General features: G+C 50.5%; 20 protein-coding genes and 3 pseudogenes. 3 read left to right on the top strand and 20 right to left on the bottom strand.

The features are described from left to right. Positions 1–5: 5 nt before the first annotated feature. From dapA to MEALZ_RS08620, 14 genes and pseudogenes are all read right to left on the bottom strand, one after another. The gene (gene dapA / locus MEALZ_RS08685) at positions 6–881 is read right to left on the bottom strand and encodes a 4-hydroxy-tetrahydrodipicolinate synthase (RefSeq protein WP_014148255.1); all 876 of its coding nucleotides are present in this window, start codon (positions 879–881) and stop codon (positions 6–8) included. Positions 882–1,299: 418 nt separating this feature from the next. After that, positions 1,300–1,917, bottom strand: a complete 618-nt coding sequence (gene ureG / locus MEALZ_RS08680; RefSeq protein WP_014148254.1) for an urease accessory protein UreG — start codon at positions 1,915–1,917, stop codon at positions 1,300–1,302. Between the two features lie 107 nt (positions 1,918–2,024). Next, positions 2,025–2,699 carry an urease accessory protein UreF gene (locus MEALZ_RS08675; RefSeq protein WP_014148253.1) on the bottom strand — a complete coding sequence of 225 codons (675 nt, stop codon included), beginning with the start codon at positions 2,697–2,699 and terminating at the stop codon, positions 2,025–2,027. After that, positions 2,689–3,120, bottom strand: a complete 432-nt coding sequence (gene ureE / locus MEALZ_RS08670) for an urease accessory protein UreE (protein WP_014148252.1) — start codon at positions 3,118–3,120, stop codon at positions 2,689–2,691. The genes MEALZ_RS08675 and ureE overlap by 11 nt, the downstream gene beginning before the upstream one ends. Before the next feature lie 4 nt (positions 3,121–3,124). Beyond that, on the bottom strand, positions 3,125–4,828 hold the full coding sequence (gene ureC / locus MEALZ_RS08665) for an urease subunit alpha (protein ID WP_014148251.1): 1,704 nt from the start codon (positions 4,826–4,828) through the stop codon (positions 3,125–3,127). After that, positions 4,821–5,141: an urease subunit beta gene (locus MEALZ_RS08660; RefSeq protein ID WP_014148250.1), complete on the bottom strand. Its 321-nt coding sequence runs from the start codon at positions 5,139–5,141 to the stop codon at positions 4,821–4,823. Before MEALZ_RS08660 ends, ureC begins: the two co-directional genes overlap by 8 nt. An 8-nt stretch (positions 5,142–5,149) precedes the next feature. Beyond that, complete coding sequence (ureA, locus tag MEALZ_RS08655) at positions 5,150–5,452, bottom strand: urease subunit gamma (RefSeq protein WP_014148249.1); 303 nt, start codon at positions 5,450–5,452, stop codon at positions 5,150–5,152. Between the two features lie 28 nt (positions 5,453–5,480). Next, positions 5,481–6,329, bottom strand: a complete 849-nt coding sequence (locus tag MEALZ_RS08650) for an urease accessory protein UreD (RefSeq protein ID WP_014148248.1) — start codon at positions 6,327–6,329, stop codon at positions 5,481–5,483. 4 nt (positions 6,330–6,333) lie between these two features. Beyond that, positions 6,334–6,999: a HupE/UreJ family protein gene (locus tag MEALZ_RS08645; protein WP_014148247.1), complete on the bottom strand. Its 666-nt coding sequence runs from the start codon at positions 6,997–6,999 to the stop codon at positions 6,334–6,336. A 1,526-nt stretch (positions 7,000–8,525) separates the two neighbouring features. Then, positions 8,526–9,308 carry an ABC transporter ATP-binding protein gene (locus tag MEALZ_RS08640; RefSeq protein ID WP_014148246.1) on the bottom strand — a complete coding sequence of 261 codons (783 nt, stop codon included), beginning with the start codon at positions 9,306–9,308 and terminating at the stop codon, positions 8,526–8,528. Next, positions 9,308–10,126: an urea ABC transporter ATP-binding protein UrtD gene (gene urtD, locus MEALZ_RS08635; protein WP_014148245.1), complete on the bottom strand. Its 819-nt coding sequence runs from the start codon at positions 10,124–10,126 to the stop codon at positions 9,308–9,310. Before urtD ends, MEALZ_RS08640 begins: the two co-directional genes overlap by 1 nt. Continuing rightward, positions 10,123–11,235: an urea ABC transporter permease subunit UrtC gene (gene urtC / locus MEALZ_RS08630; protein WP_014148244.1), complete on the bottom strand. Its 1,113-nt coding sequence runs from the start codon at positions 11,233–11,235 to the stop codon at positions 10,123–10,125. The genes urtD and urtC overlap by 4 nt, the downstream gene beginning before the upstream one ends. After that, entirely contained in the window at positions 11,232–12,926 is a 1,695-nt protein-coding gene (gene urtB, locus MEALZ_RS08625; RefSeq protein WP_014148243.1) for an urea ABC transporter permease subunit UrtB, read from the bottom strand. Before urtB ends, urtC begins: the two co-directional genes overlap by 4 nt. Positions 12,927–13,415: 489 nt before the next feature. Next, positions 13,416–14,057, bottom strand: a pseudogene (locus MEALZ_RS08620) (transporter substrate-binding protein); the annotation flags it as partial. Positions 14,058–14,098: 41 nt separating this feature from the next. Here MEALZ_RS08620 and MEALZ_RS08615 point away from each other — a divergent pair. Then, a pseudogene (locus MEALZ_RS08615) lies at positions 14,099–15,326 on the top strand (ISL3 family transposase). A gap of 6 nt (positions 15,327–15,332) precedes the next feature. Here MEALZ_RS08615 and MEALZ_RS08610 read toward each other — a convergent pair. Both MEALZ_RS08610 and MEALZ_RS08605 read right to left on the bottom strand, forming a co-directional pair. After that, positions 15,333–15,995: pseudogene (locus MEALZ_RS08610) on the bottom strand (transporter substrate-binding protein); the annotation flags it as partial. Positions 15,996–16,019: 24 nt separating this feature from the next. After that, positions 16,020–17,255 carry a hypothetical protein gene (locus tag MEALZ_RS08605; RefSeq protein ID WP_014148238.1) on the bottom strand — a complete coding sequence of 412 codons (1,236 nt, stop codon included), beginning with the start codon at positions 17,253–17,255 and terminating at the stop codon, positions 16,020–16,022. Positions 17,256–17,856: 601 nt separating this feature from the next. On the opposite strand from MEALZ_RS08605, the gene MEALZ_RS08595 reads away from it, so the two are divergent. Then, the gene (locus MEALZ_RS08595) at positions 17,857–18,129 is read left to right on the top strand and encodes a type II toxin-antitoxin system TacA family antitoxin (protein WP_014148237.1); all 273 of its coding nucleotides are present in this window, start codon (positions 17,857–17,859) and stop codon (positions 18,127–18,129) included. Between the two features lie 86 nt (positions 18,130–18,215). Continuing rightward, complete coding sequence (locus MEALZ_RS08590; RefSeq protein ID WP_456299096.1) at positions 18,216–18,623, top strand: GNAT family N-acetyltransferase; 408 nt, start codon at positions 18,216–18,218, stop codon at positions 18,621–18,623. A 268-nt stretch (positions 18,624–18,891) separates the two neighbouring features. On the opposite strand, the gene MEALZ_RS08585 is transcribed toward MEALZ_RS08590, so the two are convergent. The 4 genes from MEALZ_RS08585 to MEALZ_RS08570 form a co-directional block, all read right to left on the bottom strand. Then, the gene (locus MEALZ_RS08585; protein ID WP_046061066.1) at positions 18,892–19,209 is read right to left on the bottom strand and encodes a type II toxin-antitoxin system PemK/MazF family toxin; all 318 of its coding nucleotides are present in this window, start codon (positions 19,207–19,209) and stop codon (positions 18,892–18,894) included. Then, positions 19,209–19,463 carry an AbrB/MazE/SpoVT family DNA-binding domain-containing protein gene (locus MEALZ_RS08580; RefSeq protein WP_014148235.1) on the bottom strand — a complete coding sequence of 85 codons (255 nt, stop codon included), beginning with the start codon at positions 19,461–19,463 and terminating at the stop codon, positions 19,209–19,211. The genes MEALZ_RS08585 and MEALZ_RS08580 overlap by 1 nt, the downstream gene beginning before the upstream one ends. Positions 19,464–19,829: 366 nt before the next feature. Further along, on the bottom strand, positions 19,830–20,117 hold the full coding sequence (locus MEALZ_RS08575) for a helix-turn-helix domain-containing protein (protein WP_014148234.1): 288 nt from the start codon (positions 20,115–20,117) through the stop codon (positions 19,830–19,832). Next, positions 20,110–20,421 (bottom strand): type II toxin-antitoxin system RelE/ParE family toxin, encoded by a 312-nt coding sequence (locus MEALZ_RS08570; protein ID WP_014148233.1) that lies wholly within the window; start codon positions 20,419–20,421, stop codon positions 20,110–20,112. The genes MEALZ_RS08575 and MEALZ_RS08570 overlap by 8 nt, the downstream gene beginning before the upstream one ends. Between the last annotated feature and the right edge of the window lie 88 nt (positions 20,422–20,509).

Genomic DNA, 20,509 nt, shown 5'->3' with positions numbered 1-20,509 from the left:
GAATTTCAAAGTAACTCCGCTTGACGCATGGCTCCACGCACTACGTCGTAACAATCTTCGGTCAGCCAAGTTAACGGCAAACGGATACCTTTTCGAATCAAACCCATTTCCTTCAATGCCCATTTGACTGGTATCGGATTCGATTGAATAAATAATTGTTTGTGCAATCCGGTTAGTTTTGCATCAATGGCCAAGGCGGTCTCGCGATCGCCGTCGATCGCGGCGGTTATCATTTCATGGACTAATCTCGGCGCAACATTACCGGTGACAGTGATCGTGCCATTACCGCCTAGTAAACAAAACTCACAACTTGTCGCATCATCGCCGGTATACAAGGCAAATTTTTCGCCGCACAAGTCGCGTAAGCGCTTAACCCTTTCCAATTTACCGGAAGCCTCCTTAATACCGACAATATTGTCGATAACAGACAAGCGAGCCACCGTTTCCGGCAGCATATCGCAAGCCGTGCGTCCCGGGACATTATAAAGAATTTGCGGAATATCGACCGCCTCGGCAACGACCTTAAAATGTAAATACAAACCTTCTTGTGTCGGTTTGTTATAGTAAGGCGTCACCAGAAGACACGCATCGGCACCGACCTCTTTTGCTCTTTTCGTTAATTCGATCGCCTCGGTCGTCGAATTGGCGCCGGTCCCGGCGATGATTGGAATCCTGCCGCCGGCATAATCGACAACCGATTTAATAAAATCGCAATGCTCGTCTTCGTCGAGCGTTGCCGACTCGCCTGTCGTACCGACTGCAACAATCGAGTCCGTACCTTGATCGATATGAAATTCGATCAATTTTTTTAAGCTGTCCTTGTCAATCGAACCATTTTCCATCATCGGTGTAACCAGCGCTACGATACTGCCTTGAATCATCCCAATCTCTCGAACCTGTTAAGCAATTGTAAAAATACCGAGCATTATAACAAGCAAACAGACAAATCCCATCTTTTAAAATCACCGCAGAATATGAACTTCTCGTTTATTGCCTCAAGACTCCTTACCTACGCTTTATCTCAACTAATACCCATAGTAGATCAAAATTCGGCACCTGGGTGCTCGTCAAAAGACGCCGTAAATATATCCATGTAAGCTCTATGCCAGCTCCATGCTGGCAAAGCCTTTGCGATCGACATGGATGTCGTGAATGTCGATTTTGTATTACGCCACGGATGGCGTGTATTAGGGCAATGCAGGAGCAATTGCCGAGGAGCAAAAATAGACCGAGCACCCGAGGCCGCCTCCGGCACTGCCGAAATTTGAAGTGCGAAAGGTATATTTTCGGTATCCGTGATCACACTGATTGCAGCATCCCTGCTCGAACGATAAACGCATCAACTAAATCCAATCCTTCGCCGGTTTTCAAATTGGTAAACACGAAAGGCCGGTCGCCGCGCATTTTTTTCGCATCGCGATCCATCACTTCCAATGACGCGCCGACATAGGGCGCTAAATCGATTTTGTTAATCACTAGCAGATCCGAACGTGTGATGCCGGGACCGCCCTTGCGCGGAATCTTGTCGCCGGCCGAGACATCGATAACATAAATCGTCAAGTCGGCCAGTTCCGGGCTGAACGTCGCGCTCAGGTTGTCTCCTCCGCTTTCGACCAACACGAAATCGAGATTGTCCCAGCGTTCGCATAATTCTTCGACCGCGGCCAGATTCATCGACGCATCCTCGCGAATCGCAGTATGCGGACAACCGCCGGTCTCGACTCCAAGAATCCGCTCTTCCGGTAAAGCCTGACTACGAATCAAAAACTGCTGATCCTCACGGGTATAAATGTCATTCGTGACGACACCGATTTCGAAATCGTCGCGCATGCGTTTGCACAGTGCATCGACCAATGCGGTTTTTCCGGAGCCGACCGGACCGCCGATACCGACTCTTAAAACATGTCTATCGCTCATTGTTATTTTCCACTCAATAAGAAAGTTAACAGGATCATTAATCCTAAATTCGGCAGTTTAACTATGAAGCACATGAATACCTTTCCCAACAGAGCTCCATCCTCGGATCAAGAACGAAACAAGCGAGAATATTGCATTTCATGACGGCTGCTGGCCAACGCGAGACCGAACGCACTACCGCCGATATCGTCGTCGGCAATCAATAAAGCTTGATCGACTACAGCAGGGAGCATTCGAGCCAATTCGCCCAACAAGCGCTGGCCAGCCACTTGACCCAAAGGCACCAATTTAACTGCACATACAACCTGGTTTTCTAGCCAACTCCAAACATAACCTAATAACGCATCACGCATCGTTATTTGCCACTGCACGGCCGCCAATGCGAAAAGCGCCGCGAGCGTGGCGTCGGGTCGACGTCGCCAGTCTCTGGCTTCGTCGATATTCAAGTCGGTCAATAATCGCGCGAGAGCTTGTCCGGTTTGCTTATCCTCAAATCGAAGCTCAGCGGTTTCGCGATAAGCCTTCAAGACCTGGCTCCAACGCGAAACATTATCGAAATCGCGACTCTGCCAAGCCGTATGTAAACGCACCAAAATCGGTAAATCGATATACTGTAAACTGTTGACTAACATACCGGAAAGCCATTCTTCAGCATCTGCGTCGTTCTTGATCAAACCGTCCTCGACCGCGCCTTCGAAACCCTGAGAATAACTGTACATACCGATCGGCAAGCCCGGGCTTACTAATTGCAACAGGCGCAGCAAAGCCAGATCAGTGATCATGGGTGCGATAAGCGCCGGCTTCCGGCTCGAACGGCAATTCCGCGCGGGTCACGGTCAAACCCAAGCCTTCGATCATGTGATCGAGTACATGATCGCTCAAATAACGCAATTCGCCCGGCAATATCTGCAGCGAGACATGGCGGTTGCCCAAGTGGTAACAAGCGCGCGCAAACCGCAATGGTTCGTTGCTGCGCACGACCGACAACGGTTCTGGGGCGGCGTCGACCAAGACATTGAAGCGGTCGGGCCCGGTCAGCACCAATCCAGAGCGAAGCAAATGGCCGCGCGGTAAAAACAGGCAGACTTCTACGCCGCCTTCGGTCACGGCATGGAAACGGCATTTCTGCCGCGTTTCGAAAGGCAGCGTCAGCACATCGACGGGAGTCACGTCGGAACTAGCAAATTCGGTAAGTTTCAGCATAATCTCAAAATAGAAAATAACGTTGAGCGAAGGGCAACACGTCCGCAGGCTCACAGGTAAGCAACACCCCATCGGCGCGAACCACGTAGGTTTGCGGGTCGACTTCGATGACCGGTTGATAATGATTATGTATCATCGAATGCTTGCCGACCGAACGCGTCCCGCGAGTAACGCCGATGCGCTTCCCGAGCCGAATATTATCGGCCAGCCCCGCGACGACAGCCGCTTGCGATAAAAACATCATCGATGTCGACGCTGCAGCTTGTCCGAACGAACCGAACATTGGCCGGTAATGAACCGGCTGCGGCGTCGGAATCGACGCATTAGGATCGCCCATCGGCGCGGCAGCGATGAAACCACCTTTCAATATCAAACTGGGTTTGACTCCGAAAAAAGCCGGCTGCCAGAGCACCAGATCGGCTAATTTACCGACTTCGACCGAACCGACCTCATGCGAGATACCATGACTGATTGCCGGATTGATCGTGTATTTGGCGATATAGCGCTTGATGCGAAAATTGTCGTGGCGCGCATTGTCTCCCGGAAGACTGCCGCGCTGCACCTTCATTTTGTGCGCGGTCTGCCAGGTCCGCGTGATCACTTCGCCAACTCGCCCCATCGCCTGGGAATCGGACGAAATCATTGAAAACGCGCCGAGATCGTGCAGAATATCCTCGGCCGCGATCGTTTCGCGGCGGATGCGCGATTCGGCGAATGCGACATCCTCGGGTATGCCCGGATCGAGATGATGGCAAACCATCAGCATGTCCAGATGCTCGTCGACGGTATTGATCGTATAGGGCCGAGTCGGATTGGTCGACGACGGTAGGACATTGGCCTGACCGCAGGCCTTGATGATATCCGGCGCGTGGCCGCCGCCGGCGCCTTCGGTATGGTAAGTATGAATCGTCCGGCCCTTGAATGCGGCGATCGTATCTTCGACGAAACCCGACTCGTTCAAGGTATCGGTATGGATCGCGACCTGCACGTCGAAACGCTCGGCCACCGACAAACAACAATCGATCGCGGCCGGCGTCGTGCCCCAGTCCTCATGCAGTTTCAAACCCATCGCGCCGGCGCGGATTTGTTCTTCGAGCGCTTCAGGAAGACTCGCATTGCCCTTGCCGAGCAGACCGAAATTCATCGGCAATCCGTCCAAGGCCTGCAGCATGCGGTGAATGTTCCACGGCCCCGGCGTGCAAGTCGTCGCATTGGTGCCGGTCGCGGGCCCCGTACCGCCGCCGAGCATCGTCGTGACGCCGGACATCAGCGCTTCGTCGACCTGCTGCGGACAAATGAAATGAATGTGCGCGTCGATGCCGCCGGCGGTCAGTATCTGCCCTTCCCCTGCAATGATCTCGGTGCCGGGCCCGATGATGATGTCGACACCTTCTTGCACGTCGGGATTACCGGCCTTCCCGATCGCGGCGATACGGCCATTTTTGATGCCGACGTCGGCCTTGACGATGCCCCAATGATCGACGATCAATGCATTCGTAATCACCAGATCCATCGCGGTTTGCGAGCCGGCCTGACTCTGTCCCATGCCGTCGCGAATCACCTTGCCGCCGCCGAATTTGACCTCGTCGCCGTAGATCGTCAGGTCTTTCTCGACTTCGAGAAACAATTCGCTATCGGCCAAACGCACGCGGTCTCCGGTAGTCGGACCGAACATATCGGCATAAGCCCGACGGCTCAATTTACTCATGACTGTCCTCCAATGCGCCCATGATTTGCTGGCGAAAACCGTAAATTCTGCGCATGCCTGCAAAAGGCACCAATTGCACTTCGCGTTGCTGACCGGGTTCGAAGCGCACCGCTGTACCGGCCGGAATATCGAGCCGGTAGCCGCGAGCCTTGTCGCGATCGAATTTCAAGGCCGGATTGGTCTCAAAAAAATGATAATGCGAGCCGACCTGAATCGGACGGTCGCCGCTGTTCGCGATCAGCAGCCGGATCGCCTCGCGTCCGGCATTTATTTCAAGATCGCCGTCGGCCGTAATGATTTCACCGGGAATCATGTTATCTCCTATTCGATCGGATTATGGACCGTGACCAGTTTGGTCCCATCCGGAAAAGTCGCTTCGACCTGTACTTCGGGCAGCATTTCGCAAACGCCGTCCATCACGTCTTCTTTATTCAGCAGCGTTCTGCCGTATTCCATCAATTCGGCGACGGTTCGCCCGTCCCTGGCGCCTTCCATGATCGCGGCAGAAATATAGGCGACCGCTTCCGGATAATTGAGCTTCAAGCCCCTGTCCTTACGCCGTTCGGCCAACAATGCGGCCGTAAAAAGCAGTAATTTGTCTTTTTCGCGTGGTGTCAATTGCATAATTTATCCTTGATATCGGATTTTGTATTCACGTCGCCCAGATGCGCGGCATACAAGCTTTGCGGCCTACCGTCGCCTCGCGAATCGAAGTCCAGACTTCGTTGAAAAAATCGCGCAGTTTATCGGCTCTATGATCCAATGCGCGGCAAATCAACAAATCATCGATGCGTGTGACGCCGCGTCCAGGTGCTTCGCCGATCACGTTTCGCACGATCTCCAAAACTTCTGCCGAAGCAGGATAAGCAAACAAGGTTCCGCAAGACGAATGCCGGCTCAAGCCCCAACGTGCCGCGAAGGCTTGCGCGTCCAATCGCAAACGCTCCAAATAAATCGGTTGGTCTCCAAGGACTATGCGCCAATTCAACAAGGCTTCACCCAATTCAAAACCTTCGCCGGATGCGGGGCGGCCCAATACGATGACTTCCCATGCGATGAATCGCGAGCCGGTATCGATCTTTATCGTCGTTTCGGAAGTAAATCGCGCACCTTCGTAGACGATCGTTTCTTGCGGCAGCCATTCCAAGACCGCATTCTCTTCGATCGTCATCGTGACCGACTGTGACGCGCAGTCGCCTTCGCTTCGGTAAAACTTGCCGGCGGCCGGCGTCGTGATCAAGGCGTGACTGCCGTGTTCGGCTTTAACTTCGATCGTCAACCGGTCTCCGGCAACGACGCCGCCCGGCGGATGCAGCAAATACAAATGACACACATCGCCTTCCGGATAAAAAGGCCGCTGCACCGTCAACGGGCCGCGGTGAGCCCTGTGTCGCAATACCGTTCTGCTCTCGTTCTTCGCAAAACCGAGTCGCAGCTCAGCCTGCCAGCCCTGGCGCGAATCGATCCCGGCTTCGGTCGCCGCGCATCCGTCGCTGTACATCGGTTCAAGCACCGAGCAATAGCGTCAAACCTACCGCCGCGCACGAGACGGCGACTGCGGCTCGGGTCCATTTCAAAATCACGGGACTCAATAAACCTGTCGCCAAGCCGATGCCATGCAACGATGCGGTTGAAAGCAAAAAGCCCAAGGCATAACGAGTCCGGTCCGCATCGGGACCGATTTCCAATGCATGCACGTAGCCGTGGCTCAATGCGAACAGGGCCGCCACGAAGCAAGCCTGCGTCAACGAAAATCGCCAATCGCGCAGCACGATGACACCCGACACGAGCACCGATAGTACCACCCAGAGCTCGGGATAAGCCACCGAAATACCAGCGAATGCCAAACCCGCCCCGGCGACCATGGCGGACAAGAAAATCAAGGGCAACAGCCAACGAGCCCGCCCGCCAAGACCGAAAGCCCACAGGCCGACCGCAATCATCACGAGCAGGTGATCCGGGCCGAGAAACGGATGAATAAACCCTTCGCCGAACCCATGATCGGCATCGATGCCGAGATGCGCGAATGCCGGTATCGGCAATAGAAATATTGCAGCAATTCCCAATTTGAGGATAAAAAAGGGTGCGGGGCGTGCTTGGCGAGGATGTCGGCGGCAGGGAGCCGCCGCCAAGCCCCCATGGATGGGTTTACGGCGTTCCTCGACAGGCATACCCCGCATCCTGAATACGGCGAAATTTCTCAAATTGGGAATTGGTGGAAATATTGAAGCGAATAGCGTAACAGTGTGTTTGTTGTTTATCATCATTTTCACCTTAAGATAGTTGTTTTATACCTTTCACACTTCAAATTTCGGCAATGCCCGAGGAGGCGCCGGGGTGTTCGACAAAGGCTTTGCCAGCATGGAGCTGGCACAGAGCCTACAGGGACGTATTCACGGCGTCCTTTGACGGACACCCCGGCGCCGAATTTTGATATACGATGGGTATATCTCGCGCAGAGGCGCTGGGGCGCAGAGTTTTTTCTGGTTCCCACGGTCCTCCGTGGGAACCCATATCGGGGCATATTTACTCGCCCCAGATCTGCATTCCCATGCCGGAGCGCTCATCGTTATCCAGAAGTCAAAAATTACCGTTTTGCAATCTTAGCCAATGAGGCCTCGATACCATTTTTTGTCGCCCAACGTTCCCGACTTCTAAATCGCGATCTGGGGATCGCTCCCGCAGAGCATCCTACCCCCTTGATAGGGGTAGGGAAGATTTCTCTCCCCTCCCTCCGAACCGTGCATGCGGTTCTCCCGCACACGGCTCTCCAGTCGGTGGTTTCCTCATCGGGACAAGCTGGTGAGCAATGGTGTTATTAATTGGTGAACCCCATTACTCCGCGTTACCACGTCAGCCCGCAAACTCGGTTTGATTCGTTACCTTCGGCTCCCTTCAACGGCTGAGCCTCTTTAAGCCTTTTACCTGAGGTTGGCTTAATGGCCGTGACACCGAACGCTACCTCGTTTCCACCTTCCTACCCTTCTTTCCTATGGCCGGTTTTGCTAGCCGGCTTTTACCATCTTTTCCCCTCTCGGTTTAGGCTCGTGTTTGTTTTCTCTGTTTCCGCCTGGTTTCCCAGCGGTGCCACACTGTCCTCGCCTTGCCTTGAGCTTCCTCGACTTACGGTAATATAAGGGTTCTGACTCCTGCCACGGTCACCTCCGTAACAGGTCTCCCCAGTTTCTTCACAATACCTTCTGAACATTCCACTCCCAACCACAAGGTAGGCCCATTTATCGTTTTATCTGCCACAACAACGTAAATGATGGTTTTCAGGCTTCGTCGACTCCCAGGGGACTCGCCGCCTTACCCCGCCGAATCGGATTCGCTTTACTGCGGACTGCTCTTTTGCCTCCAGTTGCTCTCCACCCCACCTCGCGGTGACGCAGTTACTTTCAGCTACGACGTTATGGCTTACGCCGACAGGGACTTACACCCTGCTGATTTTGTGCCCTCCTGGGCGCACTGGGAGCGACGCCTTCGTCGCGATTTCGAAGCCACTGATGTTCAATATCCGCAGATTTATCAAACAGCACCGTTGCCGGGTATACGATGACCTTTGTTCAGCAAGTTTACCGATATTTGTGTATAACGATGAGCGCCCGAGAGTGGGAAAGAGAGCAACCTTCCCGGCTCCGAAATCACGATCTGAAACTTCGCTACCACAATGCGTGCCGATGTGCTTTTACCATCGTCACACCGTCAAATAACGCTTGACCTTCGTTTCGTCCAATTCGTCCATCGCGCCCGACGCAACACTGCGTCCGCGTTCCAGGATACAGAAACGATCGGCGACCTTGCGCGCGAACGGCAGTTTTTGTTCGACCAGCAGAACCGTGACACCCATTTCGCGGTTGATTATTTTGATCGCTTCACGCACCTCATTCTTAACCTCGGCAGCCTCCTTGACTAACGGCGTTTTAATGCCTTTTGCCTTATTAAGCCGAATGATCACGTCGCCGATTTCGCTAACGATGTTCGGCTGTATGCCTTCTGTCGGCTCGTCCAGAATCAGCAATCTCGGATTGAGCACCAAGGCCCGCCCGATCGCCAATTGCTGCTGTTGGCCGCCGGACAGATCGCCGCCGCGTCGCCCTAACATCTGCTTCAAAACCGGGAATATCTCGAAAATATGCTCCGGCACTTTTTTAATGCCGTGTCTACGCGCCGCGCGCAAACCGATTTTCAGGTTTTCCTCGACCGTCAGTAGTGGAAAAATTTCACGGCCTTGCGGCACAAAACCGATGCCGAGTTCGGCGCGTTGCTCGGGTTTCAGCGGTGCGAGATCGACGCCGTCGAACAGCATTTCGCCGCTGCGCACTGGAATCAAACCCATGATACATTTCAGCAAGGTTGTTTTACCGACGCCGTTGCGTCCCATCAGGCAGACGCAACTCCCTTCGGGCACCGACAATTGCAAATCCCACAGCGTATGGCTCTCGCGGTAGTATTGATTCAATGAATTAATGTTCAGCATTAGTCCCCCAGATACACTTGGATAACGCGCGGGTCGTTTTGTACTTCGTCCATCGTGCCCTCAGTCAATACCGAACCTTCATGCAACACCGTGACCTTGCGTGCGATCGAGCGGACGAATTCCATGTCGTGTTCGACCACGACAATCGAATGCTTGCCCTGCAACGACAGCAGCAATTCGGCGGTGCGGTCGATTTCCTGATGCGTCATGCCGGCGACCGGCTCGTCGACCAGCATTACCTTCGGCTCCTGCATCAACAACATGCCGATCTCCAGCCATTGCTTTTGTCCATGCGACAAGATCCCGGCTAGTTGTGCGCAGTGTTCGGTCAGACCGATCGTCGTCAACACCTCTTCGATACGATCGCGATGCTCGCCCTTCAGCCTTGCAAACAGCGCCGGCCAGGCGCCCTTGTCCGCCTTCATCGCCAATTCCAAATTTTCGAACACACTCAAATTTTCGAACACGCTCGGTTTTTGAAACTTGCGGCAGATGCCGGCTTGAGCGATCGCAGGCTCATCCATTTCAAGCAAATCGATGGTTTGACCGAAAAATACCGAACCGCTATCGGGTTTCGTCTTGCCGGTAATCACATCCATCAGCGTCGTCTTGCCGGCTCCGTTCGGTCCGATCAGGCAACGCAATTCGCCGTTGTCGATATATAAGGACAGATTATTCAAGGCCTTGAAACCGTCGAAACTGACGCTGACGTCTTCAAAATAGAGTATCGTTTTGTGCGACACGTCGAGTTCGCCAGGCTTGACCGGCTTTCTAACGAAATCGAAGGTTTTGTAACGATCCATCAACGGCTTGTTCATGTATGCATCTCCTCGCGTTTCTTAAGCAACAAGCCTGCCAAGCCATTCGGCATGAATACCGTTACTAAGACGAAAGTCGCGCCCAATGTAAACAACCAGATTTCCGGAAGTAAACCGGTCAACACCGTTTTACCGTAATTGACCAGCATCGCGCCGATGATCGCGCCGTACAGCGTACCTCGCCCGCCGATCGCGACCCAAACGACGATTTCCAATGAGTTCAATGGCGAAAATTCGCTCGGGTTGATAATGCCGACCTGCGGCACATACAACGCCCCGGCGAGTCCGGCCAGCATCGCCGCAAACACGAATATCCATAGCTTGAACATTTCGACACGATAGCCCAAAAAGCGCACGCGCGCCTCATGATCGCGCACCGCAGTCACGACGCGACCCAATTTGGTACAAGCAATCCATCTCGACAGCAAAAATGCACCGATTAAGGCAAGTCCGGAAATCATGAATAGCGCCACTCTGACCGCTTCGGATTGTATGTTGAAACCGAGAATGTCCTTGAAATCGGTCAGGCCGTTGTTACCGCCGAAGCCCATTTCATTGCGAAAAAACGCCAACATCAACGCATAAGTCAAAGCCTGCGTAATAATCGACAAATACACGCCTGTCACCCGCGAACGGAATGCGAGCCAACCGAACACGAACGCCAACACACCCGGTGCCAAAAACACCATCGGCAGCGCGAACCAGAATTGATCGAAACCGTACCAGTACCACGGGAGTTCTTTCCAGTCTAAAAACACCATGAAATCGGGCAAAACCGGATCGCCGTAGACGCCTCGCTCACCAATTTGGCGCATCAAATACATCCCCATCGCATAACCGCCCAATGCGAAAAAAGCGCCATGACCGAGCGCTAGGATGCCGCAATACCCCCATACTAGATCGAGCGATAAGCCCAGCAAAGCGAATGTCAAATACTTGCCGAGCAAAGAAACGGTATATGCGGAAAAATGCAGCGCCGAAGCGCTTGGAAAAATCGCATTGCAGAGCGGCACCAGTACGATCAGCGCGATCAACGAAAACAGCACGACATTCGCCGTCTTATCGTTACTGAAAAATAGACTCCCGAAAAATAGACTCTTCATGCTCATGCCTCCGCCGCTCGGCCTTTTTGCGGAAACAACCCGCGAGGACGTTTTTGAATAAACAAAATAATGAACACCAACACCAAAATCTTCGCGAGCACCGCGCCGGCATGCGGCTCAAGCATCTTGTTAGCAATACCGAGCGAGAACCCGGCGACCAAAGTTCCCCAAAGATTGCCGACACCGCCGAATACGACGACCATGAACGAATCGACGATATAACTCTGACCCAAATTCGGTCCGACATTGGTGATCTGACTCAACGCGACGCCCGCGACACCGGCGATGCCCGAGCCCAACCCGAAGGTCATCGCATCGACCCGCGCGGTCGGGATACCCATCGCTTTGGCCATGTTACGGTTTTGCGCAACGGCTCTGACTTCGAGGCCGAGCCGTGTCTTCTTAAGAATTTGCAATAGCGCCGCGAACACCAGTAAACAAAACAGCACGATGTAAAAACGATTCCAAGTCAGGGACAGAAAATCGTTAATCTGCCACGAACCGCTCATCCATTCCGGCGTCGTGACGCTACGGTTTAGCGGCGAAAAAATCGAACGCACCGTTTGCTGTAAAAACAGACTGATGCCGAAAGTCGCCAGCAAGGTTTCGAGCGGACGCCCATATAAAAACCGGATGATACCGCGTTCGATCGCGACGCCGACCAAAGCCGAAATCATAAACGCCGCAGGAATCGCCAGAATCACCGACAGACCGATATGATTTGGCATGATCTGTTGCATCACATAGGTCGTATAAGCGCCGAGCATCATCAACTCGCCGTGCGCCATGTTGATTACGCCCATCACGCCGAAGGTAATCGCCAAACCGATCGCAGCCAGCACCAACACTGCGCCGAGGCTCAGGCCGAAAAACATCGTTTCGACACTGTTGTAGAATTGCAATCTCGCTTCAATTTTTTTCAACGCGGATTGGGCTTTTTTTCTTACCTCGACATCCTGTTCGATGAAATTGCCGGCGCTATCCTTTTCGACTAGAACACTCAGCCGGTTATAGGCTTCGAGACTATTGTATTCCTTCAAGGTATCCATCGCGTCCAGACGAACCGATTTGTCGCTATTTTGTAGATCGTTTAGTGCAAAAATCAGACGCATCGAAGAGAGCACATCTTCGTCTGATTCGGTCGATTCGTACTCCTTCAACAATTCCAGCGTTTTTGCATCGGCAGTCTTGACCATCGCATTGACCGCAGAGAGCCTGACCGAAGCATCATCCGATTGCAACTGAAGAAGAGATATTTTCTTGCGTAGCTTGGTGCGCAAACTGTTGGTAATGTTGACTTTCGACAAGTCCGAGCGCTCGACAAGACCTAAGTCGCTGCCGGTCGACGCCTCGGCAATCCGGTAGCCTTGTCCGCTTTCGGTAGCGATAACCGCCGTTTGCTTATCGCGTAACGCATATAAGCGGCCGTCCAACAAGGCTTCCAGAATCGGTAAAGCCTCGGAGTGTCCGGTCACGCTCAGTTGCTCGCTTGCCTGCTCGCGTTCCTTCATACTACCGCTAATTAAGCGCGCCAGCGCATCGGCAAACGGATCGAGAACCGTTTCGGCTTGCTGTTCCGAGACTTCCTGACTGTCCGCCGTTTCAGCGGTCGACTCATCCAACGCAATACCGGGCCGGACGCATAGCATCAATAAAGCCAACAACGACATCCGCCATTTGAACGAATCCGCTTTCATAATAATTCCTAAAATGAATGATCAATCGTAGGGCTCGCACCGCGTAACTTTGCAAACGGTATGCGATACCAATTAAGAATATATACCCTTTGCTGGTCAAATTTCGGCGCCGGGGTGTCCGTCAAAGGACGCCGTGAATACGTCCATGTAGGCTCTGTGACAGCATCCCTGCTGTCAAAGCCTTTGCCGAACACCCCAGCGCCTCCATGCGTCAATGCCGAAATTTGAAGTGCGATGGGTATATACTCTTTGCTAATCAAATTTCGGCACTATGCAGGACGGGGTTTGCAACCACGTCCTTAACATTTCGACCATGCCCAAAGCAAATCCAAACGTTCGGAGCGGGTTGAATAACCCGCCCCGCGCCTCAATCCTTATCGGAACAACTACAGCTATTAACGAAAACATAGCCTTTTCAGGGAGGAAGTTATTTTGGGCGAAATCTCAAACTTAAATTCGCACCCTACTCTCTACTTCAATATTGCCCGGTCAATAATTTTGCCCGGAACATTTTTTTGTTTCGGTATTGAAGTTGCCGCACATAATAGGTGGCGTCCAATCGGCAATGATCGGCTTACTCTCCGGCAGATAATCCGACCAGGCATCGCCCGGAACCAATTTATTGGTTTGCCAAACGGTCAAGAACTGCCCGTCTTCCTGAATTTCGCCGATCAATACCGGCTTGGTGATGTGATGATTCGGCAGCATTTTTGAAATACCGCCGGTCAAGTTAGGAGCCTCGACGCCGATGATCGCCTTTTGCACTGCATCCGGATCTGTTGTACCGGCCTTTTCGACCGCCTTGACCCACATATTGAAACCGATGTAATGCGCTTCCATCGGATCGTTGGTTACGCGTTTCGGGTTCTTGATGAACTCATGCCATTGTTTGATGAATGCAGCGTTCTTGGTCGTATCGACACTCATGAAATAATTCCAAGCGGCTAGATGACCGACCAACGGTTTGGTATCGATGCCAGACAACTCCTCTTCGCCGACCGAGAACGCGACGACCGGAATGTCCTCGGCGGAAACACCCTGATTACCCAATTCTTTATAGAAAGGAATGTTGGCATCGCCGTTGATCGTCGACACGACCGCCGTTTTCTTCCCGGCCGAACCGAATTTCTTGGCTCTATGTGATTCGTAGTGGGTAATGCAATAATATAGCCATGAACAGTGAAACTTTATTCAGCATGGCTTTAGGCCTGCAACCTCCTTGGCAGGTCAAAGCTGTGACCTTTTCTACAGATGAATTGGCCCGTAGCGAACTTCATCTGCATATCGATTTCGTGACTGGCTCGCGCTTCTTAGACGACGCGAATAACCTCTGTCCAGTGCATGATACCGTAGAGCGGCTATGGCAACATTTGAGCTTTTTTGAACACACCTGTTACCTCCATTGTGCGGTGCCGGCATTACCACGACCGATGGCAAAGTCCGTACTGTTGACGTTCCTTGGGCACGGCCAGGCAGTGGTTTTACCCTGTTATACGAAGCCTTAGCGCTACGCTTGATTGAGCGGGAAATGCCGGTCAACCGAGTCGCCGAGATACTGAAGGTCAATCCACAGCGCATCTGGACTATCTTTAATCACTGGATTAGCAAGGCAAAAGCAGCCGATGATCCGAGCACGATAACCAAGCTGGGCGTCGATGAAACCTCGACCAAAAAAGGCCATCATTACGTTACGCTGGGCGTTGATTTGGATGAAGCCCGCGTAATTCATGTCACTGAAGGTAAGGGTAAGGCAACGCTGCAAAGTATTCAGCAACACCTTGAAGATAAAGGTGTTGATAAAGAACAGGTGGAGCAAATCAGCATGGATTTGTCACCGTCATTTATTGCCGGTGCTGCCGAATCATTCCCGTCTGCACAAATTACCTTTGACCGATTCCATGTTGTGAAATTATTGAACGAGGCCATGAATCAGGTGCGCATTGCCGAACGCAAAGAGCATGATGCTCTGAAAGGTCACAAATACACTTTTCTAAAGAACCGGGAAAACCTATCCGACAAAAAAGAAAAAGAGCTGGATGAACTGATACAACTGTACCCCACGCTGGGCGAAGCTTACCGCTTAAAAGTGCTATTCAATGATCTCTGGGAAATGCCCGACAAACCGACAGCGGAGGCTTTTTTGAGGCAATGGTGCGATGAGGTGGACGCAGCCAAAATTCCAGCGTTTATCAAGTTCGCCAACACAGTTCGAGGACATTGGTCGGGAATTGTGCATTTCGTGGAATCACTCATTAGTAACGGCATTCTTGAAGGCATCAATAGTAAGATTCAGCTGGCTAAACGGCGAGCCAGAGCTGTCGCAACATCAACAATTTCATTAATATGATTTACTTCCTATGTGGAAAGTTGAAATTTGATTACCCACTGTATTTCACATAGAGCCAATTTCTTGATGTCAGAAACGATACTTTGCCAATCGGAGTGACCGAACGGCGTATAGTTGATCATAATGTCCTTTTCGTCGACGCCTTTGGCTTTCAGATACGCTTCGAGAATTTTGTTGGTCGTGCGAGGATAAACATAGTCGGTCCCTGCCAACACCCAACGTTCGGCGCCGAAGTCGCTCATCAGATAATCGACGGCCGGAATCGCTTGCTGATTCGGCGCGGCACCGGTGTAAAACACGTTTTTCGACGATTCCTCGCCTTCGTATTGCACCGGATAGAACAACAAGCCGTTCAATTCCTCGACGACCGGCAACACCGATTTACGCGAGACCGACGTCCAGCAACCGAAGATCGCCGCAACCTTGTCCTTGGTCAAGAGTTCGCGCGCTTTCTCGGCAAACAGAGGCCAATTCGAGGCCGGGTCGACGACGACAGGTTCGAGTTTCTTGCCGAGCAAGCCGCCTTTTTTGTTCTGCTCCTCGATCAGCATCAGCATCGTATCTTTGAGCGTGGTTTCGCTAATCGCCATCGTCCCGGACAGCGAATGTAAGACGCCGACCTTGATCGTATCTTCGGCGGAAGCGTCCGGAGCCGTAACCGAAAAAAACGATACAACGGCCGCAATGCTCAATAATTTAAGATTTTTCGATAGTTTCTTCATAGTATATTCCCAATGAAATTGAAATTAGATTTGGTACTGAAAGCCAAGAAGGAAGGCATTGACTTGGTCGCCTGTCGCATCGTCCCTGTAATTGAGCCCTTTAGTCATCAAGTCGCCGTATTGCCAACTTAAACCGATTCGTGCGTTATGTCCGTCGATGACATAATTCACCCCGGCCTCGAACATATTCCGATCCGGACTATTTTTCGGCATGACGTTGACATAACGAACGAAGGGTTGAAATTGACCGATACCGATCGTTTGCGGAAATAAATACATACCGCTCACGTCGTAGGCATTTCCTTCGAACATCGCAAACCCGCCCCCTGCTTTCCGGCTATCCATACTGAAACCATTGATTCCGTAATTCTTATATTCGCCGTTCAGAGTCACGACACCGCCGTTCCCCAATACTTTTTCGAGTAATAAATCGATCGCCGTACCCCTGAAATTACCGGCATCACCAAGGACACCAACGCCATCTTCCTGATATTGATTAGAAACCGCCAAGGTCAGAATGTCGCCCCCCTTACCGTAATAGGTCCCCGATGTGTAGTAACCGGGATTTTTTTCGACTTCCCAGAAGTTAAAAGCCAAACGTTGCGCATAGAGCAGATTGTCATCCTTGTTCGCTCCGCCTCTTAACCCTTGGAAAATACCTAACGCGTATTGAACGCGGCCATCCCAAACAGAACCCCAAAACGTCACACCGTCGTCACGGCCGAAAGAACCCGCAGATGTTCCGTCGTTACGTATCGTCGTATTGAAATCGGCCGGCTCGAACGGCGTACCGCTAATCCGGTCGCCGGTTACATAAATGCTATGCACGGCACTGTAAAACGGTCCGTTCATTTCGCGACGTTCGGCCGGCACCAGCATGCGCCCGACCCACAAATTCGCCATCGGATGAAATTCGAATTTACCGATGGCATCTAACAAACGAAGTTCACCGCCATTGTTACAAGTTTGACATTCCGAGTTGATTTCCAGCTTGATGTATTCGTGAATCTGCGCGTTCAGATACAAACGCATGTTATCGACGAAAAAATCGTTCGACCAATTGCCGTCCGCTACCGACTCTACCGATGTAAAACTTGTCCTTAAACCGGCACCGAGACTCAACCATTTAGTTTCGTCGATTTTAAAAGTCGCTCCTGCCTGCGATTCCTGTATATGGCTTAACGATAACGCCGCAAATAGCAGATACGTCAAAAAACCGTGTTTTAGCTTGTGGCTGCCTAGCTTGTAAACAGTCTTCATGATCATTCCCCCAAAGAGTCAAAAAATGCACCGGTTTATACCGGCGCAGCCGAATAAGGCTGTTGTCGATTATTCTTTGACGGAATCATTTGAACAATCAGTCAAATGACTCATTAGTTAAATGACGTATAGAAGAAAAAACCGAATCATTCCTTGTCGGTTGGGGGAGTGAAAAGCAGTCAAAAGTGGAAAAATTCGTTATAGAAACTATAAATCTAGAAAAAGCATTTCACCATGAAGATCATGAAGAAGGGGTTAGCCGGGTATAAGCGCCAAATTAAGAAAATAACGCGTCATTCCGCCAGGGATTCACTCCGGGCTATCCTGCCTGGAGCCCTTCGGGTAAATGCAAATCCGTTCCATACGGATTTGTGGAGAAATCCAGTGCCGTGGATGGCAATTCGTACCTTCGCACTGATATAACTTGAATATCGGCATTTCATGCCGATATGACGAACAATGCAGTAATTGCGCCATAAAGTGACTATTAAGCATAAGATATAGCCCACCCTAACCAACACTAATAGACACATAGCTTGACTCAACTAAATACTGCATACATAATTTTCTAGGTGCCACTTTGGCACAAAGGAGAAACATAATGGCGACTATATTACCTCGTATCACCGCTCGGGTGGATATTGATACTCAGGATTTACTCACTAGAGCTGCGGCTATATCCGGCATGCCTAGTATTAACTCATTTGTCCTTAGCGCGGCAGTTGAAAAAGCCAAACAAATTATTGAACAAGACAAAGCACTTAAACTAACTGAGCATGATGCCATGTTGCTTATGGATGCGCTTGATAAACCTGCAACGGCTAACAGTAACTTAAAAGCAGCGGCTGCCCGTTATGAGAACACAACTCAATAATGAGAACCGTACTTTTAAACAAAGCAAGACACGATAGAAACCGATTCAATTGCGGTGTTGAACCTTTAAACAACTACCTAAAAGTCATGGCTAGTCAACAAGCCAAGAAAGACAGTACAAGGACTTTCATACTCGAAGACGAAGCCAGCGAATCCAAAATTGTTGGCTTTTATACGCTAACGATGACTCCCGTCGATTTAAAAGCTTTACCTTCACAGCTTCAGAAAAAACATCCATCATCAATCTCTGGTGGATTGATTGCTCGATTGGCTGTCGACGAGCGTTACAAAGGAAAAGGCTACGGTGAATGGTTGCTCCTTGACGCACTCAAAAAACTGCTTCAAGCAAGCGATTCCGTCGGGTTTCCGATAGTTATCGTTGACGCCAAAGACGGAGCCAAGCATTTTTACGAAAAGTATGGATTCACTACTTTTAGAGATGCCGAAAACAAGCTGTTTATCACCATTGCCGACATACGGTCCAGCTTGGATTAAATGGACCCAATTAGGCAAAATGCTATTAGTAACGATTAACAGTATTTCTTGTAACAACACCAAAAACCGCTCCCGATCGACATCGTTCCGATAGATGTTTTCTTGGGCGTTGCCGTGAAAGGTCACATGATGCAGCGCTCCCGCAAACTCGATGCCTATAGATATAGTAATGAGCACCAGTTGGGAAGCAATGCCTGCGAAATTTTGAGAAACAGAAATACAAACGTTGCGTAAATTTGTCCGAGTGAATTTGTATTGTTAGCTACATTTAATACTCAAACATTTCTTGTAAGCACGAACACAGTTCTTTTTGTGTCTTTGCACTCACTGCCCCAAGATTTTTAACAAGCCTTGATTTATCAACTGCCCTAATTTGATCCAGCAGGATCAGACCACTTTTTCCTTTGAACTTACACTGAACACGACAAGGAAACTCAAAACCCTTAGTAGTCATTGGAGCCATAAGGACCGTAGACAAAGCTGACATTTCATTGGGAGAAATTATTACGCAAGGGCGTGTTTTATTGATCTCTGTTCCTTTTGTGGGATTGAGGTCAGCGAGCCAAACTTCAAATCGGTGTATCATTACCAGTCCAGTTCATCATCTGAGTCGAGAGGGAAATCCAACCATTCATCATCTAGAGACTCATGCCCCTGAGCCGAAATTGTTTGTTCTATAGCTTCTTTCCATCCTTCTCTAACACCATTTTCCGGGGTTATGAGGAGACCACCGTTAACCAATTGTAATTTTAACTCTTTTCCTTCCAAATGAGCTTGTTTAATCAAAGGCTTAGGAATCCTTATGCCTTGAGAATTCCCTATTCGTACTAGCTGAGTCATTTGACTTCACTCCCATTATCTCCTGAATTTAACGTAACTATAATGTAATTACGTCGATTTTTCCATAAACTTGAGAGGATGATGGTTTTTGAGTAGCTAACGTTAAAACTCACCCGCGCCGGCTACTGGGCGCATAAGCGGGGAACGGCCGTTTAGCCGGAGAGAGACCTACGACAGGCTAATGGGTGACCCCGCTTTCCCATTTTTTAGTGACTGATTTTACGATTTTTGTTGTGGGGGCTGAATAGTTACCTTTTCAGATAGGACGGCGGAATTAGATGATACAACTAACGCCCTGGAACAGCGGCGCGAGTTTACGAGTGTCCGGCGGCCAAAGGCCGCGAACTGCTGCGACTTGTTACACGTTTAGTGAAGTTGCCCAAAAACTTCGGGATGCTGTTCCGCAATACGAAGCAGTGCAACAGCAGGACCTTGTGGCTCTCTGCGGCCTTGTTCCCAATCTTGAAGAGTGCGCATGCTTACACCTAACAATCCAGCAAATGCAGATTGTGACATTTTTAGTTTTGCCCGAATAATTTTAGGAGGAGAAGGCTCAGAAAGCTCTGTCACCTTTAACTGCAAGTTACCATTATTATGCTCTTTTATCTCTCTAATACCATCCAAGATTTCAAGACCGATATTTCGTTTAGTCATGATCTATTGCCTCAGCGATTTGTTTCAAAATATGCCCTGGAATTGTTGATCGCTCCGATTTACTGTAAATCGTAAGCATCCAAATTTCATGATCAGGCTTTTTCCAATAGTATATTGCACGAACACCTGAACTCTTTCCTTTACCTTCAGAAGCCCACCGAACCTTTCTTACACCTCCAGATCCTTTAACGATATCTCCAGCATCCGGTTTTTGCATCAAATATGTCTGCAACCCCTGATACTCTTCATCTGAGAGGTAATTCGGAAGCATCTTTGTAAATGTACTGGTTTCGATAAATATCATAAGACCATACTATACGGCAATGCCGTATTTAGCAAGAGTTTGATATGAACGTGTAACACCCAGCTCACCCGACGAAAACCGCATTGCG

The sequence above is a fragment of the Methylotuvimicrobium alcaliphilum 20Z genome (assembly GCF_000968535.2).
Classification (GTDB): Bacteria; Pseudomonadota; Gammaproteobacteria; order Methylococcales; family Methylomonadaceae; genus Methylotuvimicrobium; species Methylotuvimicrobium alcaliphilum.
The sequence above is the reverse complement of the archived record's forward strand: the minus strand, read 5'-3'. Positions and strand labels throughout refer to the sequence as shown.

Bases quoted from the DNA above. Each gene is read 5' to 3' on its own strand.
- MEALZ_RS08575 (WP_014148234.1), bottom strand. From the start codon at position 20,117: ATGACTAAACGAAATATCGGTCTTGAAATCTTGGATGGTATTAGAGAG.
- MEALZ_RS08660 (WP_014148250.1), bottom strand. From the start codon at position 5,141: ATGATTCCCGGTGAAATCATTACGGCCGACGGCGATCTTGAAATAAAT.
- ureC (WP_014148251.1), bottom strand. From the start codon at position 4,828: ATGAGTAAATTGAGCCGTCGGGCTTATGCCGATATGTTCGGTCCGACT.
- MEALZ_RS08590 (WP_456299096.1), top strand. From the start codon at position 18,216: ATGGCTAGTCAACAAGCCAAGAAAGACAGTACAAGGACTTTCATACTC.
- MEALZ_RS08580 (WP_014148235.1), bottom strand. From the start codon at position 19,463: ATGACTCAGCTAGTACGAATAGGGAATTCTCAAGGCATAAGGATTCCT.
- MEALZ_RS08595 (WP_014148237.1), top strand. From the start codon at position 17,857: ATGGCGACTATATTACCTCGTATCACCGCTCGGGTGGATATTGATACT.
- ureA (WP_014148249.1), bottom strand. From the start codon at position 5,452: ATGCAATTGACACCACGCGAAAAAGACAAATTACTGCTTTTTACGGCC.
- MEALZ_RS08585 (WP_046061066.1), bottom strand. From the start codon at position 19,209: ATGATACACCGATTTGAAGTTTGGCTCGCTGACCTCAATCCCACAAAA.
- MEALZ_RS08640 (WP_014148246.1), bottom strand. From the start codon at position 9,308: ATGCTGAACATTAATTCATTGAATCAATACTACCGCGAGAGCCATACG.
- MEALZ_RS08675 (WP_014148253.1), bottom strand. From the start codon at position 2,699: ATGATCACTGATCTGGCTTTGCTGCGCCTGTTGCAATTAGTAAGCCCG.
- MEALZ_RS08645 (WP_014148247.1), bottom strand. From the start codon at position 6,999: ATGCCTGTCGAGGAACGCCGTAAACCCATCCATGGGGGCTTGGCGGCG.
- MEALZ_RS08605 (WP_014148238.1), bottom strand. From the start codon at position 17,255: ATGAAGACTGTTTACAAGCTAGGCAGCCACAAGCTAAAACACGGTTTT.
- ureE (WP_014148252.1), bottom strand. From the start codon at position 3,120: ATGCTGAAACTTACCGAATTTGCTAGTTCCGACGTGACTCCCGTCGAT.
- urtC (WP_014148244.1), bottom strand. From the start codon at position 11,235: ATGAGCATGAAGAGTCTATTTTTCGGGAGTCTATTTTTCAGTAACGAT.
- urtD (WP_014148245.1), bottom strand. From the start codon at position 10,126: ATGAACAAGCCGTTGATGGATCGTTACAAAACCTTCGATTTCGTTAGA.
- urtB (WP_014148243.1), bottom strand. From the start codon at position 12,926: ATGAAAGCGGATTCGTTCAAATGGCGGATGTCGTTGTTGGCTTTATTG.
- ureG (WP_014148254.1), bottom strand. From the start codon at position 1,917: ATGAGCGATAGACATGTTTTAAGAGTCGGTATCGGCGGTCCGGTCGGC.
- dapA (WP_014148255.1), bottom strand. From the start codon at position 881: ATGATTCAAGGCAGTATCGTAGCGCTGGTTACACCGATGATGGAAAAT.
- MEALZ_RS08650 (WP_014148248.1), bottom strand. From the start codon at position 6,329: ATGTACAGCGACGGATGCGCGGCGACCGAAGCCGGGATCGATTCGCGC.
- MEALZ_RS08570 (WP_014148233.1), bottom strand. From the start codon at position 20,421: ATGATATTTATCGAAACCAGTACATTTACAAAGATGCTTCCGAATTAC.